The 15,547-nt window shown below is 30.8% G+C and carries 24 protein-coding genes, 1 tRNA gene and 1 pseudogene; 19 read left to right on the forward strand and 7 right to left on the reverse strand.

The annotated features are described in order from the left end of the window. Positions 1 to 200: 200 nt before the first annotated feature. The 5 genes and pseudogenes from AC0LWJ_RS01545 to AC0LWJ_RS01565 form a co-directional block, all read left to right on the forward strand. Positions 201 to 596, forward strand: a pseudogene (locus tag AC0LWJ_RS01545) (ATP-binding cassette domain-containing protein); the annotation flags it as partial. Beyond that, positions 585 to 944: an ATP-binding cassette domain-containing protein gene (locus AC0LWJ_RS01550; RefSeq protein ID WP_503031487.1), complete on the forward strand. Its 360-nt coding sequence runs from the start codon at positions 585 to 587 to the stop codon at positions 942 to 944. The pseudogene AC0LWJ_RS01545 and the gene AC0LWJ_RS01550, both read left to right, overlap by 12 nt. 5 nt (positions 945 to 949) lie before the next feature. Next, positions 950 to 1,852 (forward strand): hypothetical protein, encoded by a 903-nt coding sequence (locus tag AC0LWJ_RS01555; RefSeq protein WP_474237117.1) that lies wholly within the window; start codon positions 950 to 952, stop codon positions 1,850 to 1,852. A gap of 74 nt (positions 1,853 to 1,926) precedes the next feature. After that, entirely contained in the window at positions 1,927 to 2,175 is a 249-nt protein-coding gene (locus AC0LWJ_RS01560) for a hypothetical protein (RefSeq protein WP_474237116.1), read from the forward strand. Positions 2,176 to 2,187: 12 nt separating this feature from the next. After that, positions 2,188 to 2,580: a hypothetical protein gene (locus AC0LWJ_RS01565; RefSeq protein ID WP_474237115.1), complete on the forward strand. Its 393-nt coding sequence runs from the start codon at positions 2,188 to 2,190 to the stop codon at positions 2,578 to 2,580. 62 nt (positions 2,581 to 2,642) lie between these two features. On the opposite strand, the gene AC0LWJ_RS01570 is transcribed toward AC0LWJ_RS01565, so the two are convergent. Next, positions 2,643 to 3,074 (reverse strand): biotin synthase BioB, encoded by a 432-nt coding sequence (locus AC0LWJ_RS01570; protein WP_474237114.1) that lies wholly within the window; start codon positions 3,072 to 3,074, stop codon positions 2,643 to 2,645. A 53-nt stretch (positions 3,075 to 3,127) separates the two neighbouring features. On the opposite strand from AC0LWJ_RS01570, the gene AC0LWJ_RS01575 reads away from it, so the two are divergent. The 4 genes from AC0LWJ_RS01575 to AC0LWJ_RS01590 all read left to right on the forward strand — a co-directional run bounded on the left by AC0LWJ_RS01575 (position 3,128) and on the right by AC0LWJ_RS01590 (position 5,020). Then, positions 3,128 to 3,757: a hypothetical protein gene (locus AC0LWJ_RS01575; protein WP_503031457.1), complete on the forward strand. Its 630-nt coding sequence runs from the start codon at positions 3,128 to 3,130 to the stop codon at positions 3,755 to 3,757. Further along, on the forward strand, positions 3,727 to 4,026 hold the full coding sequence (locus AC0LWJ_RS01580; protein ID WP_474237112.1) for a hypothetical protein: 300 nt from the start codon (positions 3,727 to 3,729) through the stop codon (positions 4,024 to 4,026). The genes AC0LWJ_RS01575 and AC0LWJ_RS01580 overlap by 31 nt, the downstream gene beginning before the upstream one ends. Before the next feature lie 360 nt (positions 4,027 to 4,386). Continuing rightward, entirely contained in the window at positions 4,387 to 4,626 is a 240-nt protein-coding gene (locus AC0LWJ_RS01585; RefSeq protein ID WP_474237111.1) for a DUF2281 domain-containing protein, read from the forward strand. After that, entirely contained in the window at positions 4,619 to 5,020 is a 402-nt protein-coding gene (locus AC0LWJ_RS01590; protein WP_474237110.1) for a putative toxin-antitoxin system toxin component, PIN family, read from the forward strand. The genes AC0LWJ_RS01585 and AC0LWJ_RS01590 overlap by 8 nt, the downstream gene beginning before the upstream one ends. Before the next feature lie 139 nt (positions 5,021 to 5,159). Here the strand turns inward: AC0LWJ_RS01590 and AC0LWJ_RS01595 are convergent, their stop codons facing one another. Further along, positions 5,160 to 5,720 carry a PepSY domain-containing protein gene (locus AC0LWJ_RS01595; protein WP_474237109.1) on the reverse strand — a complete coding sequence of 187 codons (561 nt, stop codon included), beginning with the start codon at positions 5,718 to 5,720 and terminating at the stop codon, positions 5,160 to 5,162. 465 nt (positions 5,721 to 6,185) lie between these two features. Further along, a tRNA-Leu gene (locus AC0LWJ_RS01600) sits at positions 6,186 to 6,272 on the reverse strand. A 133-nt stretch (positions 6,273 to 6,405) separates the two neighbouring features. Between AC0LWJ_RS01600 and hflX the strand changes: the two genes are divergently transcribed. Further along, positions 6,406 to 7,644: a GTPase HflX gene (gene hflX / locus AC0LWJ_RS01605; protein WP_474237108.1), complete on the forward strand. Its 1,239-nt coding sequence runs from the start codon at positions 6,406 to 6,408 to the stop codon at positions 7,642 to 7,644. Here the strand turns inward: hflX and AC0LWJ_RS01610 are convergent. Continuing rightward, positions 7,631 to 8,116 carry a DUF3189 family protein gene (locus tag AC0LWJ_RS01610; RefSeq protein ID WP_474237107.1) on the reverse strand — a complete coding sequence of 162 codons (486 nt, stop codon included), beginning with the start codon at positions 8,114 to 8,116 and terminating at the stop codon, positions 7,631 to 7,633. The two genes, hflX and AC0LWJ_RS01610, sit on opposite strands and share 14 nt — an antisense overlap. Before the next feature lie 202 nt (positions 8,117 to 8,318). Between AC0LWJ_RS01610 and AC0LWJ_RS01615 the strand changes: the two genes are divergently transcribed. Then, positions 8,319 to 8,747: an NUDIX hydrolase gene (locus tag AC0LWJ_RS01615; RefSeq protein ID WP_474237106.1), complete on the forward strand. Its 429-nt coding sequence runs from the start codon at positions 8,319 to 8,321 to the stop codon at positions 8,745 to 8,747. 77 nt (positions 8,748 to 8,824) lie between these two features. Beyond that, positions 8,825 to 9,472 carry a YigZ family protein gene (locus tag AC0LWJ_RS01620; RefSeq protein WP_474237105.1) on the forward strand — a complete coding sequence of 216 codons (648 nt, stop codon included), beginning with the start codon at positions 8,825 to 8,827 and terminating at the stop codon, positions 9,470 to 9,472. A 19-nt stretch (positions 9,473 to 9,491) separates the two neighbouring features. On the opposite strand, the gene AC0LWJ_RS01625 is transcribed toward AC0LWJ_RS01620, so the two are convergent. Then, complete coding sequence (locus tag AC0LWJ_RS01625) at positions 9,492 to 9,845, reverse strand: sulfite exporter TauE/SafE family protein (RefSeq protein ID WP_474237104.1); 354 nt, start codon at positions 9,843 to 9,845, stop codon at positions 9,492 to 9,494. Beyond that, positions 9,842 to 10,198: a sulfite exporter TauE/SafE family protein gene (locus AC0LWJ_RS01630; RefSeq protein ID WP_474237103.1), complete on the reverse strand. Its 357-nt coding sequence runs from the start codon at positions 10,196 to 10,198 to the stop codon at positions 9,842 to 9,844. The genes AC0LWJ_RS01625 and AC0LWJ_RS01630 overlap by 4 nt, the downstream gene beginning before the upstream one ends. A gap of 104 nt (positions 10,199 to 10,302) precedes the next feature. Here AC0LWJ_RS01630 and cysK point away from each other — a divergent pair, with 104 nt between their 5' ends. Continuing rightward, the gene (gene cysK, locus AC0LWJ_RS01635; RefSeq protein WP_474237102.1) at positions 10,303 to 11,223 is read left to right on the forward strand and encodes a cysteine synthase A; all 921 of its coding nucleotides are present in this window, start codon (positions 10,303 to 10,305) and stop codon (positions 11,221 to 11,223) included. Between the two features lie 68 nt (positions 11,224 to 11,291). Next, positions 11,292 to 12,017, forward strand: a complete 726-nt coding sequence (locus tag AC0LWJ_RS01640; protein WP_474237101.1) for a YebC/PmpR family DNA-binding transcriptional regulator — start codon at positions 11,292 to 11,294, stop codon at positions 12,015 to 12,017. A gap of 17 nt (positions 12,018 to 12,034) precedes the next feature. On the opposite strand, the gene AC0LWJ_RS01645 is transcribed toward AC0LWJ_RS01640, so the two are convergent. Next, positions 12,035 to 12,484: a chemotaxis protein CheW gene (locus AC0LWJ_RS01645; RefSeq protein WP_474237100.1), complete on the reverse strand. Its 450-nt coding sequence runs from the start codon at positions 12,482 to 12,484 to the stop codon at positions 12,035 to 12,037. 108 nt (positions 12,485 to 12,592) lie between these two features. Here AC0LWJ_RS01645 and AC0LWJ_RS01650 point away from each other — a divergent pair, with 108 nt between their 5' ends. The 5 genes from AC0LWJ_RS01650 to AC0LWJ_RS01670 all read left to right on the forward strand — a co-directional run bounded on the left by AC0LWJ_RS01650 (position 12,593) and on the right by AC0LWJ_RS01670 (position 15,536). Next, entirely contained in the window at positions 12,593 to 13,159 is a 567-nt protein-coding gene (locus tag AC0LWJ_RS01650; protein WP_474237099.1) for a hypothetical protein, read from the forward strand. A 79-nt stretch (positions 13,160 to 13,238) separates the two neighbouring features. Continuing rightward, positions 13,239 to 13,739 (forward strand): crossover junction endodeoxyribonuclease RuvC, encoded by a 501-nt coding sequence (gene ruvC / locus AC0LWJ_RS01655; protein WP_474237195.1) that lies wholly within the window; start codon positions 13,239 to 13,241, stop codon positions 13,737 to 13,739. Between the two features lie 5 nt (positions 13,740 to 13,744). Next, positions 13,745 to 14,308 carry a Holliday junction branch migration protein RuvA gene (gene ruvA / locus AC0LWJ_RS01660; protein ID WP_474237098.1) on the forward strand — a complete coding sequence of 188 codons (564 nt, stop codon included), beginning with the start codon at positions 13,745 to 13,747 and terminating at the stop codon, positions 14,306 to 14,308. 10 nt (positions 14,309 to 14,318) lie between these two features. Beyond that, on the forward strand, positions 14,319 to 15,314 hold the full coding sequence (gene ruvB, locus AC0LWJ_RS01665) for a Holliday junction branch migration DNA helicase RuvB (RefSeq protein ID WP_474237097.1): 996 nt from the start codon (positions 14,319 to 14,321) through the stop codon (positions 15,312 to 15,314). Positions 15,315 to 15,323: 9 nt separating this feature from the next. Next, positions 15,324 to 15,536, forward strand: a complete 213-nt coding sequence (locus AC0LWJ_RS01670) for a DUF2905 domain-containing protein (protein ID WP_284679415.1) — start codon at positions 15,324 to 15,326, stop codon at positions 15,534 to 15,536. Positions 15,537 to 15,547: the final 11 nt, after the last annotated feature.

A 15,547-nucleotide genomic window follows, 5' to 3' on the forward strand; every position in this document is an offset into this window, starting at 1 on the left:
TTTTTTATGCTGTGTATAAAAAAGATAGCTCTATAATGTAGAAAAACGATGGTATTTATGTATTGTAATTTTTAATTATTTAATGTAAAATAAATCAAAAGTGGGGAAATAGAAAAGAAGGTTTCATATTATATTTATTTGAGAGGAAGAAGAATATGAAATTTAATAAAGAACCTATGATAAAAATTAAGGATTTGAAAATGAGCTATGGAGATAAGCAGGTTTTAAAAGGAATAAATTTAGAGGTTGCCAAGGGTGAGGTTATAGGGTATATTGGTCCTAATGGAGCAGGTAAAAGTACTACTGTAAAAATTATGCTTGGACTTGTTGCAGGATATACATGAGAAGTTAAAATTTTTGGACAGGACATATCTAATGGTGATGTGGAGTATAAAAGGAAAATCGGATATGTACCTGAAACTGCAGAATTGTATGACAGCCTTACTGCGGCTGAATATTTAACTTTTATTGGTGAACTATATGGTTTGGAATATAACATAGTTGATAAAAAAGCAAGAAAGCTAATGTCTATGTTTGGAATTGAAGATGTATATAATTCCAGAATGACTTCTTATTCTAAAGGAATGAGGCAGAAAGTACTATTAATTTCAAGCTTATTGCATAACCCGGATATATTGTTTTTTGATGAACCACTAAGCGGGCTTGATGCCAATAGTGTTATGATAGTCAAGGAAATATTGAGAGAATTAGCAATACAAGGGAAAGCCATATTTTATTCATCACATATAATGGAGGTTGTCGAAAAAATAAGCAATAGAATAATATTAATTAAAGAGGGACAGATTGTTGCCGACGGAAGCTTTGAAGAATTAAAACATAAGTGCCGGGAAGGTTCACTTGAGGAAATATTTAATCAGCTTACCGGTTTTAATGAATACAAGGAAATAGCAGAAAATTTTGTATCAGTGGTTGAAGGAGTATAGTTCTCATGAAAGATTTTATTTCACTGAAAATCTTGGATAAATTTAGGTTATTTTTTGAGAAAATTGATGTTGACTATTATACGATGAGAAAGGTCTTACAAGTAAAGCTTACTATGGACGGAAGAAGAGTGCCGACTATTATGAGCAATTCATCAAAATCAAAAAAATACCTCTCCAATGAGAATAGAAACAATTTTACTTTATCGTTATTAATATATGGATTATTTAGTTTGATTTTCGTTCCATTTATATTGATGAAACATAATTTTATTTTTCAAATGAGTTTTGTTTTTGGCTTCTTAATGTTTATGCTTATGACATCGTTGATTTCAGATTTTTCTTCCGTACTATTAGATATAAAAGATAAGAATATCATTTATTCCAAGCCGGTAAAAGCAAAGACCTTAAACATGGCTAAATTTATACATATATCAATATATATGTTTTCTATTACATTTGCTTTAACAGGAATTCCTTTGATTGTAGCCTTAATACGTCATGGCATTATATTTTTCCTTTTATTTTTATCAGAAATAATTCTTATGGATTTATTTGTCATTGTAATCACAGCTCTTTTATACTTATTGATTCTAAAATTTTTTGACGGGGAAAAATTGAAAGATATAATTAACTATGTTCAGATTAGTTTAGCAATAACTATTGCTATTGGATATCAATTGCTATGTAGGTTATTTGATTTTGTAAATTTTAATGCGGTATTTACTCCTAAATGGTGGCAGTATTTTATAATTCCCACATGGTTTGCGTCTCCTTTTGAAGTAATATTGCATAAAAATTATAATTTTAATTATATACTATTTACGGTGCTTGCTATAATTGTGCCGATAATTTCTTTTGCAATTTATTTAAAGTTGATTCCACAATTTGAAAAAATTTACAAAAGTTAAATAATAATGTTGAAAGCAAAAGGACAGATGCAAAATTTATTAATAGATTGTCTAAAATTGTTTGTTTCACAAAAATGGAAAAAACATTTTTTAGATTTGCTAATGATATGATGAAAAATGAAAGACAGTTTAAATTAAAAGTATATCCTTCTTTAGGATTTGCGGTTGTATTGCCTTTTATTTTATTATTTGATAATTTAAGAAGCAATCCCTTTTCCAATATATCGTCAAGCAAGATTTATTTAAGTATATATTTTTGTTCATTGATGTTTCCGACAGCCATGATGATGATTAAATATTCAGAGAGCTATAAAGCGGCTTAGTTATACAAAGCTTTGCCGATTAAAGAAACATCTGATATTTATAGGGGAACATTTAAGGCATTCATTGCCAAGATTGTAGTACCAATATTTATGCTTGAAAGTTTAATCTTTATAGGTATATTTGGAATAAGAATAATTCCTGATTTGATTTTAGTGTTTTTAAATATGATGTTTTACGTCGTGATATGCTTTAAAGCCTTTCCAAAAGCTCTGCCCTTTTCAGAAGCATTTGGAACTCAGCTAGGGGAGAACGTGATTATAATACCGATTATGCTTTTGATGTTTATTTTAGTTGCTATACATTTCATTTCTACATTTTTTAGATATGGTGTGTTAATATTTATAATAATAATTCTTATTATAGATATTGTAGCATGGAGAAAGGCATTTAATACTGTAATTTAGATTATATTACAATTGAAAACAAAGATGGCGATAAATAGTTGTTACCATCTTTGTTAAAATATTTATAAATTATACAATGTAATTAATTTGTTAATATGATTTAACCCTTTAATCATTCTGTTATCAATAATATTAAAATTTTCTATTAATTCTTGAGGCAACATGTCAATAAGAAGCACATTAGCTCCTGCCTTTAGTGTATTTAAATTTCCATTTAAATCAGACAATCCGTTTTTAAAATCTTCACCTGGTTGTTGAGCAGTAATATTGACTTTTGGCATCATAATTCTTAATAAGGATATTTCTTTTATTGTTAATTCTAAATTTTTTTTATTATTTTCTTTCTTTGCTTCAATAATAAGTGGCGTATTAGAAACAGGTATATAAGGAATAACGGGAGCAAAACTAATTTCCAAATCATTCATTAAGATTATGTCATTGGCTATATCATCAATTGTTTGATATGGAAGTCCTACAATATTACCGGAAGCCAAACGTAAACCAGCCTTTTTAATTTGTTGTATGCAACTAATTCGTTTGTTAAAAATTGGTATTTGGTTTGATGTTGTTAAAAAGGTTTTTAAATGAGATATTTAATAAATTAGTAGATGAACTTGAAAAAATATTACCAGGGTTTGGCAAGAATCTTGCAATTGATGGAAAAGCAATATCTTCTTTGGCAGGGCACGAAAATAAAAACAAGGAGAAATATGGCCGTAGAGACATAGACTCAGATTTATCAAAAAAAGAGTACAAAGGCAAAAATAAAAATGGAACAGCATGGTCAAAGATAGTAAAATGGTTTGGACAGGTTACATCTAATAAACAAAAACCACCCGGAAATCAAAAAAAATGCGAGACAGTTGAAGCAGACAGAGGATATGATGACACAAAACTAATAATAAAACTTTGGGATGAATATAAAATAAAGCCAGTTATAGACATAAGGAATATGTGGAAAGATGGCGAAAAAACCCGTCAATTAAGCAACATAAAAAATGTAGTATATAACTATAAAGGCAATGTATATTGCTACTGTCTTGAAACAGGCGAAAGACGTGAAATGTGTAATGGTGGTATTGAAAAAGATAGAAACATGTTAAAAAAATATGTCCAGCGAAACAGTACGGACTTAAATGCAAATATATGGTTAAATGTCCAGGAGCAAGTGGACTAAGGATTTCTTTAGAAGAAAACAGTAGAATTTTCACACCAATAGATCGTTCAAGTTATAAATGGGAAAGGCTGTATAAAAAAAGGACATCTGTAGAGCGTGTAAATAGCAGATTAGATGGATCCTTTGGCTTTGAGAAACATTACATAAGAGGACTTAAAAAAATGAAAATAAGATGTGGAATTGCATTGTGTGTTATGCTTGCTATGGCAGTTGGAAGGATCAAAGAAAAGCAAGAAGACAAGATGAGAAGTCTTATTAAAAGTGCATAAAAGATATCCACAAAAAAGAAAATTTAAAAAATATTTATCCACAAATATAGTTTTAACGATTATAGAATATTTTCAAAAATTGGTTAAAATAACTCATAGGTGAAGTATGCTCTTTTTTATATAAAAATTGTATGAATATTTGAATTTATTGGTTTAAACACATTAAAGTGAATTAAAACTTATTTCTATTAGAGTTTTTAGCTGTATATTTCTGTAAGTAATTTTAAAAATATTGTACAAACCAAAAAGCTCGAGGAGGTAATTAATTTTACCATAATTTACAAGGTATGTGCATACCTTTTTTTATTTTTTAAAAATGATATAATAAAAGAAGGAATGATAAAAATGGTGGTGGTAGAAATGTCAAACTCAATCAATGACAGATTAGATAATATAATATACGAAAAAGTAAAAGTAATGCCTAAAGATGAACAAAAGGAAGTTTTAGATTTTGTTGAGTATCTAATACAGAAAAGATTAAAAATTGTAAAAGATATGTTTGAACTAACAAAGGAAACTAAAAAGATATTAGAAGGATACGGCTATTCAGAAGAAAATATTTCTGATTTGGTAAAAGAAATAAGGAATACGAATGATTAGAGCCGTAGTTGATACAAATGTATTTGTATCAATATTGTTTGGCAGTCCAATTATGGAAGAACTTTTTGAAAACTGTGCTATGCACAAATTCACATGGGTAATATCTGAAAATATATATTTTGAATATAGAAAAGTTGTGGAATATAAAAAATTTCATTTTCGCAAAGAAATCAAAGAAAAAATGTTTTATTTTATTGACAATCTTGCGGAATTTGTGCATGTAACGAGCAATATAACAGTATCTCGAGATAAAGATGATGATAAATTTATCAATTGTGCAATTGACGGTAATTGTAGCTATATAATATCTGGAGATAAAGATTTATTAGAAATAAAAGAATATAAAGGAATACGTATTTTGACAGTAAAAGAATTTTTGCAAATTATCAAATAAAATTTTACAAAAAATATAACAATTAAAAAGTGTCAAGTCAAGGCATATTCAAAGGCGAAATAAAGTTTTTGAATATGTCTTTTTTATTTTTAAACAAAGGAGGTACTTCCTGATAGAAGAACCTTTAAATCATTTTATTTTATTGTGCTGATTGAACATTTTGTTCTGATTGAATATTGTCTTTGTCAGGAGCATTTGTTTTTTCTGTTTCACCTGCTTTTTCTTTTCCTTTTTCATTGTCGCTTCCTTTGTCTTGATACAAAACCTTACCATTTCCTGCATCAACTTTTACATCACTTGAACCTGTATTTGTTTTTATATCCACACTATAAACAAGATTGCCATTTTCATTGTCGAGTTCAACCTTTGTTACGGTGCCTTGTGCAACTTTTAATGCCTCAGCTTTTGCTTGTTCAGGTGTGATTTTTGCAAGTGTTGATAATTTTGCGCTTTTATGTGCTTCATTGTCTTTTGTTTCATTTACATTGTCCTTTGCATTGTCTTGTGGATTTGAAACCTTAATCGATGCAGTATACCCCGGATTCTGCGTATTATCATTTGCTGTCGTCTGTACTGCTGTTGCTGCTGTTGCTGGTGTTCCTGTCTGTGCATTTGCAATACCCTGATATGCTGATACTCCTCCTACAATTCCCAGTGCCATTGCTCCTGCAACTGCGTATGTTGCTATTTTTTTGTTCATTTTACATCTTCTCCTTCTTTTTTTTTATTTAGTTGATGTTTTTATCAACTATAAGCTTATTTTACAATTGCATTATTAAAGGAAAATTAATCTAATATTAATTTATAATTAAAATTAAAAACAATATCTATCCGATATCCGATGTCTACCTCTGTGAAAAGAATGCCATGACAGAATACATGGAAAAGAAATTTCTAATGAGTATAAAGAGAAGCAATTAAAGAAAATTAAACAAATGAAGAGTTTTTACAGGCAGATGAAAGTGGTAACACTGCTATCTGAACCCTTTAAGGAAATTAATTGTTGGAAAGCCGTATGAAGCGAAAGTTTCATGTATTTTGGATTTTGCAAGATACCCAGTGCAGGCATAACATTTTTAAAATTTCCCATATAATGGATGTTAACAAAATGTTAGCAAAAATAAAAAACCGATTTTTACCAATCGGTTCAAACAGGCTTAAATTCTGGTGCCGAAGGTGGGAGTCGAACCCACACGGTATTGCTACCACTGGATTTTGAGTCCAGCGCGTCTGCCAATTCCACCACTTCGGCAAATTACAAATAATATATTAACATAAAAAAATTAAAAAATCAACACTTAAAAGATTGATGTTAAAAAGATTATTTGATTTATATAATATATTGCTTTAATATATATGTATGTGATATTCGGGATGGTGATTTTATGGAGCAAACTATTGAAAATACAATAGAAAAAGCTATTCTTGTAGGCTTAGTATTTGATGAAGGTGATGATGAAAGTATTGAAGAATTGAAAGAACTTGCCAAGACGGCAGGTGCTGAGGTACTGGGTGTAATAACACAAAAAAGGCATAGCATTGACAAGACGTACTATATAGGCAAGGGGAAACTGGAAGAATTAAAGCAATATATTGATAATATGAAGGCTAACCTTGTTATATTCAATGATGACCTTTCGGGAAGTCAGATGAAAAATATCGAGGATGTGCTTGATATTAAGGTGATAGATAGGACTACATTGATACTTGATATTTTTGCTAAAAGAGCTAAATCAAAAGAAGGGAAATTACAGGTAGAACTTGCACAATTAAAATATCGGCTCCCACGTCTTATCGGCATAGGTGATAAGCTGTCAAGGCTTGGAGGCGGTATAGGGACAAGAGGTCCTGGTGAAACAAAGCTTGAAACGGATAGACGGCACATAAGGGATAGAATTAAAATGATCGAAAATAAGCTTAATGAGATAAAAAAACATAGGAATTTACAAAGAGAGAGGCGTAAAAAAAACAAAATACCTGTCATTGTTATAGTTGGATATACAAACGCCGGCAAATCAACACTTATAAATAATTTAACAAATTCAAATGTGTATGTTGAGGATAAACTTTTTGCAACACTTGACCCCACAGCACGTAAGCTTGTACTTCCATCAAGGCGAGAAGCTGTTATCATTGACACAGTCGGTTTTGTTAGAAAATTGCCCCATGACCTTGTTGAGGCATTTAAATCAACACTGGAGGAGTCAAAATATGCCGATGTTCTGCTTCATGTTATTGATGCTTCTTCTAAGGATATGATGGAAAAAATAAAGGTTGTTGAAAAGGTATTACAAGACCTTGATGTAATACAAAAACCCACAATAAATGTGTATAATAAAGCAGATTTATTAGAATATGTACCTAATAACAAGGAGAACAATATATATATTTCTGCAAAAAACAAGTGGGGTTTTGAGGATTTATTAATGGCAATCGATAAAGCAGCTTATGGGGATGTAGAAATTATAGATTTCTGTATTCCTTATAAAAATAACAATGATTATAATTTTTTAAAACAAAATTCAAAAATAATACGAGAGGAATTTACAGATGAGGGAATCAATGTAAAGGCAGAGGTACAGAAGAATACAAAGGAGAAATTAAAAAAATTTATTCCCTTTTAACAGCATTGTATTCTGCACTTTCCTGTGCTTTTACGTTTTTAACAGTTTGAACAATATTTTTATATATTTTTTTTGTTCCATAGACAACTAAAGGTCTGCCGATAATAGGTATTTTCAAAGTAATAGAAGTAAAGCCGCCTATTTTCATTATCCAATTCGTTGAAGAAGATGTGTCTATAAGCATAAGACCGTTGTTTGTTTTAAAAAGGTGATAATATAAATCCTTTAAAGCAGGTTCAACAAGATTTTTTCCATTTTTAACACCCAGGGTATAAATATTGTTTCCGTATTCATCGGTACCAATAAGTACAATGTGTCCTGTATCATTTTGACCATTTAATTTATCAAACATAGGGATATTTTCTATTTCTTCCTTTGTAGGGATTCTATCCATAGGGAGACTTCCTATATGGATATATGAAGCAACAATAGAAGTATGTGTTCCGCCATAGCAATGGTATATAATATGCACATAAACCACTCCTTTCATATATATTTTTAATAATTAAGGATTTTTTATACTTAATATAATTATCCATTTAAGGAAAAAATAAAATTAAAATAATTTAATTTTTAAGAAGGAATTTAAGAAGTTATGAAGAATATTATTTAATATAAGTAAATCTTTTGTTTTTTCACAAAGCTAAAATAAATAAAGATTAGGGGGCTTTGATATGTTAATCAGGGATTGCTCAGGAGGAGTCTTATTCAGCGGAGACGAGGTTTTTCTCCTAAAAAATGAAAAGGGGGAATGGGCTTTACCTAAAGGGGTAATACGAAATAGTGAGTTGCCTGTAGATGCTGCTATAAGAAGAGTAACTGCTGAAACCGGTATAAAGTCGCTTAATGTCTTATCAACGGCTGGAGAAACCAGCTATGAATTCTATTCAGTAACACGTCAACGACCAGTCTATAATAAAATCACATGGTTTCTTATGTCAACAAACGATAAAAACTTCAAAATAAATTTAGATGAAGGTTTTCTTGACGGAGGTTTTTTTCCAATTGATAAAGCCTTAGATTTAATTACTTATAGCCAAGATAAGTCATTAGTAAACGTTTCTTATTCCAAATATAAATTATTGAATGAAATCACAGCTTGATTTTATATAATTTTTTGAAACCATTTATCGGTTTTCTTTTTTTGCATATTTCGATATAATTATATTGAGGTGGTAATTTGCTAAGTCGATATAAAACATTATATAAAAGTGGTTGTAAAGAAATAGAAATAAAGCGTTCAAAATTCATTGGATATGCAAGACAAATTAATTCAGAAAAAGATGCTATAAAGTTTATTGAAGAGATAAGAAGTAAACACAGGCAGGCAACTCATAATGTTTATGCATATGTTTTTGGAGAGAGAGATGAAATACAAAGATACAGCGATGATGGTGAACCTTCTGGAACAGGAGGTATCCCTGTATTAAATGTTATTAAGATGGAGGGCTTAAAAAACACGGCTGTTGTTGTAACGAGGTATTTTGGCGGTATTTTATTAGGTACAGGAGGACTTGCAAGGGCATATGGGAAAAGTGCAAAAGCTGCCATTGATGATGCTGTTATTGTTGATAAAATACTCTTTAGAAAAATATCTATAATTATTGAATATACATTATTAGGTGTTGTACAAAATGACTTGATTAAGAATGATTATTTTATAAAGAGTATTGATTATACGGATAAGGTTACAATAAATGTTTATATAGAGGAGGGGAAAAAAGACTATTTTATTGAACATATAAAAAATTTAACAAAAGCTAATTTAATTTTAAAAGAAGATAATAATTTATATCTTTATAAAAAAGGTGAAAAATATTTAGAATAACTCTACGCTAACTTCATGATTATTTTTTTTCTTTTGACAATAATTCATAAATACCCATCAACAATAAGAAGGCGGCAAACATTTTTTTCAGCAAGGTAGAATTGATTAACACAGATATAAAGGAACCAATAAAACTACCTATAAGCCCACTGATAATGATATATAATATTATATCTGTTTTTATATTTTTATTTTTTATATGGTATATTAATGCGATAAAGGCTGTTGGAACAAACGATAGCAGGTTTACACCCTGAGCAACGTGTTGTTCGATACCTTGAAATATAGTAAGCATTGGAATTAATATTGTACCCCCGCCTATACCCATACCGCCGATTATTCCTGATAATAGACCTATTATAATATTTTTCATGGTACAAATATCCTCACTGCTGCAATTATCATAATAATACCAAATATCTTTCGCAATATTTTTATAGGAATCTTGTATAAAATTTTTGCACCTATATAACCGCCAACTGTACTTCCTAAAGCAATATTCAGTGTTAAAGGTAAATTAATAAGGTTTTCCTTAATATACATAATAGAGCTTAATATTGTAAGGGGTAAAATTATGGATATAGCTGTTGCATGTGCCTTATGGTCTTCAATACCAAGTATAAATACAAAAAAAGGTACAATTAATGTACCGCCGCCAGCACCGAATAAACCATTTAAAATTCCTGTTAAAAAGCCTATTAATATTAACTGCAATTTTTTTTTCATTAAATCACCTATAATTTATTTATATATTTATTTTGATTTATTTGACACAATATATGTATTAGAATTAAAATCTTAAGTAGATAATTATCGGGGGGTATTATAAAATGAGGGTAAATAAAATATATGATCTTATTGGCAATACACCTATTGTTATGCTTAATAAGATTATTGAAAAGAATGCTGCTGATGTCTTTTTAAAGCTTGAAGCATTTAATCCCGGCAGCAGTATAAAGGATAGAATTGCTTTATCAATGATTGAATGTGCTGAAAAAGAAGGCAAGTTAAAAGAAGATGGTGTTATTGTTGAACCCACAAGTGGAAATACAGGCATTGGTCTTGCAATGGTAGGTGCTGCCAAAGGATATAAGGTAGTGATAGTAATGCCTGATACAATGAGTATAGAAAGAAGGATGCTTTTATCTGCATACGGAGCAGAAATAGTTCTAACACCGGGTTTAGAAGGCATAAATGGTGCAATTAAAAAAGCAAAGGAATTGGCAGAAAAAAATAAAAACTATTATATGCCGCAGCAATTTGAAAATGAGGCAAATCCAAAAGCACATGAAAAAACGACAGCGATAGAAATTCTTGATGACTTTAAAGATGGACTTGATGCATTTATAGCTGGTGTAGGAACAGGCGGTACAATAACAGGTGTTGCAAGGGTGCTTAAAGAAAATATTCCTGCTATAAAAATTATTGCTGTTGAACCCGAAAAATCACCTGTCATTTCAGGTGGTAAGCCCGGTTTACATAGTATACAAGGTATTGGTGCTGGTTTTATTCCAAAGGTATTTGATAAAAATATAGTTGATGAGGTTATAGCAGTTAAAGATGAAGATGCATTTGAAACGGCAAGAAAACTTGCCCGTATGGAAGGAATTATGGCAGGTATTTCAACAGGTGCTGCTACCTATGCAGCAATAGAGGTGGCAAAAAGATTAGGAAGCGGCAAAAAAGTTCTTGCAATTGCACCGGATACAGGTGAGAGATATTTAAGCACACAGCTTTTTACTGCAGAATAAGCCAATTTACAAATCTTTTAGTTTAGGTTAAAATGATTTATATGACACAATTGTAGAGGAGGTTTTTTATGTCAGGTCATTCAAAATGGGCAAATATCAAGCATAAAAAGGAAAGAATGGATGCACAGAAAGGGAAGATTTTTACAAAATTGACAAAAGATATTATCATGGCTGCTAAAGAGGGTGGAGACCCAGAAACGAATGGTAAATTAAGAGATGCCATAGAAAAGGCAAAAGCTAACAATCTCCCAAATGATAATATTCAAAGAGCAATCAAAAAGGGGACAGGAGAACTTGGCGGTGGAAATTATGAAGAGGTAGTTTATGAAGGTTATGGTCCTGCTGGTACAGCTATCATAATAGAGGCGCTGACAGACAATAAAAACAGGACAGCAGGTGATATAAGGTATATATTTGATAGAAGCGGTGGTAGCCTTGGTGAATCAGGATGTGTTGCATGGATGTTTAGCAAAAAAGGTTTAATAACAATTGAAAAAAGAGAAAATATTGATGAAGATGAGCTTGCTTTACAGGCAATAGATGCAGGTGCGGATGATTTTTCCTCCGAAGGTGAAGAATTTGAAATATTAACAGACCCTTCAAATTTCATTTCAGTTAAAGAAGCTTTGGAAAAATCCGGATATGAATTAAGCACTGCTGAGATTACTATGATACCGCAAAATACAATACAATTAAATGAAAGTGATTATGAAAAGTTTGAAAAAATGATAGACAAATTAGAAGAAAATGACGATGTACAAAATGTATATCATAATGTAGAAATATCAAGTTAAAGGGAGATAGAAGAAATTTAACCCATTTCTTCTATCTCCTTTTTCTCCTGTTCCGTTAATACTCTATGAAGATTAAGGCCTATTATCAACCTGTCATTTAATTTTACTACAGCTTCTATGTATTCTTTTCCGATTCCGGAAATAATGTCTGGAGGTTCTTTGATTGACTCCTCATCAATATGCAGTACTTCGGTAACTGCATCTACTATGAAACCTACTGATTTTTTGTTTAAATTAACAACAATAATCCTAGTATTATCGTTAATATTTGTCTTTTCCATATTAAATCTTTTTCTCAAATCAATTATAGGAATAATAGTACCTCTTAAATCAAAAATGCCTTCAATAAAATCTGGAACATCTGGAACCTTTCTTATTTTCTGCATACTTAGGATTTCTAATACCTGCATTATATCGACACAAAAATCCTCATTATTTAGTTTAAAAATAACAACCTGTTTAGACATGCTATCATCTCCCTTCAAGAATATTATTCGACAAATTTTAGTGAATTCCTTCAAAATGAATAAAAAAATTTTAACTGGTTATAATTAGAAAAAAGTGGAGGTGATAAAATGCAGAAATTCAATAATAGAAGATTGATTATACTGATAATGTTTGCAATAATCACTGGATTTATTGCAGGATATTTTTACTATTCAAGAATATATAAAAATTATGAGAATAAAACTTCAAAATATTCGCAGATCGCCAATAAAAAAAAGGACGTACTTGCCAAGAATTCAATGAAGCCTGGCAGTGAAGTGATTTTTGAAACAATGTATAAAGAAAATGGTGAGATAGTGAGGGAAGAGCAAAAATTAAATCCTTATTTAGAAGATAAAAGCAAGGAAGAAATAGCAAAAATATATAAAGGATGGGTAGTAAAAGATGTTCAACCAGATAAAATTGTTCTTTATAGAGAAATAGCTGGATTGCCTCCTGATTATTATATTATTTCAAATGTAGACGGTTTTGTATCACTCTTAAAAAGTGATGGAAATGGGAAAAAGGAATTAATTGAGAAGACTAATATACCAATAAACAGATTAACTCCAATAGATAGAGATAGAGTAATAAAAAATATTATAGTAAAAAATATCGATGAAGCCTATTCAATATTGGCAAATTTAAGCAGTTAAAAGTTCTCTTGGGAAAAGGGAACTTTTTCTTGTCTATATGTTGTTCACATGTTACAATGTTTTAGGGGGAAATAATTTGATGAGAATTCTTGGTATAGACCCTGGAATTGCAATTATGGGTTATGGTATAATTGATTATGATAAGAATAAATACAAGGTATTGGAGTATGGTGCTGTAACAACAGAATCCGGTATTCCCAAAAGCATGCGGCTCAAAGATATATATGACAATATTGTTTCAATTATAGATGAATATAAGCCGGATGTTATGTCGATTGAGGAACTTTTTTTTAATAAAAATGCTAAAACCGTAATAACAATTGGTGAATCCCGTGGAGTTACGATACTTGCGGCAATAAACAGCGGTATTGCTGTTAAAGAATATACGCCTCTTCAGGTAAAACAAGCTGTTGTAGGTTATGGTAGAGCTGAAAAGGCACAGGTACAAACAATGGTAAAAGCAATACTTAATTTAAAGGAAATACCAAAACCTGACGATGTTGCAGATGCTCTTGCCATTGCAATATGTCACTGTCATAGTGATATAATGAATGCGAAAACGAATGCGAAATTGAGGTAATTGTAATGCTTACATATATAACTGGTTTTCTTGACTATATTGGAAAAGATTTTGTTATTGTTGAGGTTATGGGTTTGGGACTAAAAGTAGTTGTGCCCTTAAGTACTTTAAAAGAATTATCATCTATCGGGGATAAAGTGAAGCTTTATACGCATTTGCAAATAAAAGAGGATGGCTTTCAGATATATGGTTTTAAATCAAAGAATGAACAAGAAATATTTGAAAAACTTGTTTCCATAAGTGGTATAGGACCCAAAGCTGCAATATCAATATTATCAACATTATCTGTTGATAAGTTTATTAAAGCCGTAAATATCAATGATTATATGGCAATTGAAGAATCTCCTGGCATTGGGAAAAAGACTGCTCAGAGAATCATACTTGAATTAAAAGACAAGTTGAATAGTATAAATATTGAAAATGATAGTATAGAGATAAATGATGATGCTCTTAATGCATTAATATCACTTGGATATTCAAAGCAGGAATCAATATCAGCACTTAAGGGTATTGATTGTGACAATTTAGAAGACATAATAAAACAAGCCCTAAAAAAGCTTATGAAGTAGGTGTGATTATATGGGGGATAGAATTGTAACACAAAATTTTATTCAAGAAGATGCCTCGGAATTTTCATTAAGACCCAAAAAGTTGTCGGAATATATTGGGCAAACAAAGGTTAAAGAGGAATTAAGGATTTATATAGAAGCTGCAAAACTTAGAAAAGAGCCGCTTGACCATGTGCTTCTTTTTGGACCGCCGGGTTTGGGCAAAACTACACTTGCTAATATTATATCAAATGAAATGGGCTCAGGGATCCGGATAACATCTGGACCGGCTATAGAAAGAGCCGGTGATATTGCAGCAATTCTTACAAATTTACAAGAAAATGATATTTTATTTATTGATGAAATTCACAGATTAAACCACAGTGTTGAAGAAATACTATATCCAGCAATGGAGGATTTTGAACTTGATATAATTATCGGAAAGGGACCAAGCGCTAGGTCATTAAGGTTGGACTTACCTCATTTTACTTTGATTGGAGCTACAACGCGAGCAGGGCTTATGACATCACCCTTAAGAGATAGGTTTGGTGTTATTAATAGGTTGGAATTCTATTCAGTGGATGAATTAAGCGAAATTATAAAAAGGTCTTCAAAAATATTAAATGTATCTATAAGTGAAGATGCATCAAAAGAAATTGGACGTCGTTCAAGAGGAACACCAAGGATAGCCAACAGGCTTTTGAAAAGGGTCAGGGATTTTGCACAGGTGAAAGGAAATGGATGTATTGATTATGACATAGCAAATAGAGCCCTCGATTTGCTTGGGGTTGATGATATGGGTCTTGAATATCTTGATAGAAAAATACTGTCATCGATAATTGAAAAATTTCAAGGGGGTCCTGTTGGAATAGATACTATTGCTGCAGCTATAGGTGAGGAAAGTGATACAATCGTGGATGTTTATGAGCCATATCTCATGCAGATTGGTTTTTTAGATAGGACATCAAGAGGGAGGATGGCAACTCAGCTTGCATATAAATATCTAAATTATTCATTTCCAGAGTGAGGGATTAGTGTGTTTAATGGTATTGGAAAGACTTTGATATATGTTGGGATTCTTCTTATAATTATAGGTGCATTTTTGATGGTATGTGGTAAACTGGGTTTAGGGCGGTTGCCTGGTGATATAGTATATAAAAAAGGCAATTTTACATTTTATTTTCCACTTATGACAAGTATTTTAATAAGCCTTATATTAACTATAATATTTTGGTTATTAAAGAAATAAGTAAAAAAAGG

The organism is Aceticella sp. 75b-Ac (assembly GCF_056032965.2).

Coding starts and splice junctions, on each gene's coding strand:
- AC0LWJ_RS01550 (WP_503031487.1), top strand. CDS start 585: ATGAGGCAGAAAGTACTATTAATTTCAAGCTTATTGCATAACCCGGAT.
- AC0LWJ_RS01555 (WP_474237117.1), top strand. CDS start 950: ATGAAAGATTTTATTTCACTGAAAATCTTGGATAAATTTAGGTTATTT.
- AC0LWJ_RS01560 (WP_474237116.1), top strand. CDS start 1,927: ATGGAAAAAACATTTTTTAGATTTGCTAATGATATGATGAAAAATGAA.
- AC0LWJ_RS01580 (WP_474237112.1), top strand. CDS start 3,727: ATGGTTAAATGTCCAGGAGCAAGTGGACTAAGGATTTCTTTAGAAGAA.
- AC0LWJ_RS01585 (WP_474237111.1), top strand. CDS start 4,387: ATGTCAAACTCAATCAATGACAGATTAGATAATATAATATACGAAAAA.
- AC0LWJ_RS01590 (WP_474237110.1), top strand. CDS start 4,619: ATGATTAGAGCCGTAGTTGATACAAATGTATTTGTATCAATATTGTTT.
- AC0LWJ_RS01595 (WP_474237109.1), bottom strand. CDS start 5,720: ATGAACAAAAAAATAGCAACATACGCAGTTGCAGGAGCAATGGCACTG.
- hflX (WP_474237108.1), top strand. CDS start 6,406: ATGGAGCAAACTATTGAAAATACAATAGAAAAAGCTATTCTTGTAGGC.
- AC0LWJ_RS01615 (WP_474237106.1), top strand. CDS start 8,319: ATGTTAATCAGGGATTGCTCAGGAGGAGTCTTATTCAGCGGAGACGAG.
- AC0LWJ_RS01625 (WP_474237104.1), bottom strand. CDS start 9,845: ATGAAAAATATTATAATAGGTCTATTATCAGGAATAATCGGCGGTATG.
- AC0LWJ_RS01630 (WP_474237103.1), bottom strand. CDS start 10,198: ATGAAAAAAAAATTGCAGTTAATATTAATAGGCTTTTTAACAGGAATT.
- cysK (WP_474237102.1), top strand. CDS start 10,303: ATGAGGGTAAATAAAATATATGATCTTATTGGCAATACACCTATTGTT.
- AC0LWJ_RS01640 (WP_474237101.1), top strand. CDS start 11,292: ATGTCAGGTCATTCAAAATGGGCAAATATCAAGCATAAAAAGGAAAGA.
- AC0LWJ_RS01645 (WP_474237100.1), bottom strand. CDS start 12,484: ATGTCTAAACAGGTTGTTATTTTTAAACTAAATAATGAGGATTTTTGT.
- AC0LWJ_RS01650 (WP_474237099.1), top strand. CDS start 12,593: ATGCAGAAATTCAATAATAGAAGATTGATTATACTGATAATGTTTGCA.
- ruvC (WP_474237195.1), top strand. CDS start 13,239: ATGAGAATTCTTGGTATAGACCCTGGAATTGCAATTATGGGTTATGGT.
- ruvA (WP_474237098.1), top strand. CDS start 13,745: ATGCTTACATATATAACTGGTTTTCTTGACTATATTGGAAAAGATTTT.
- ruvB (WP_474237097.1), top strand. CDS start 14,319: ATGGGGGATAGAATTGTAACACAAAATTTTATTCAAGAAGATGCCTCG.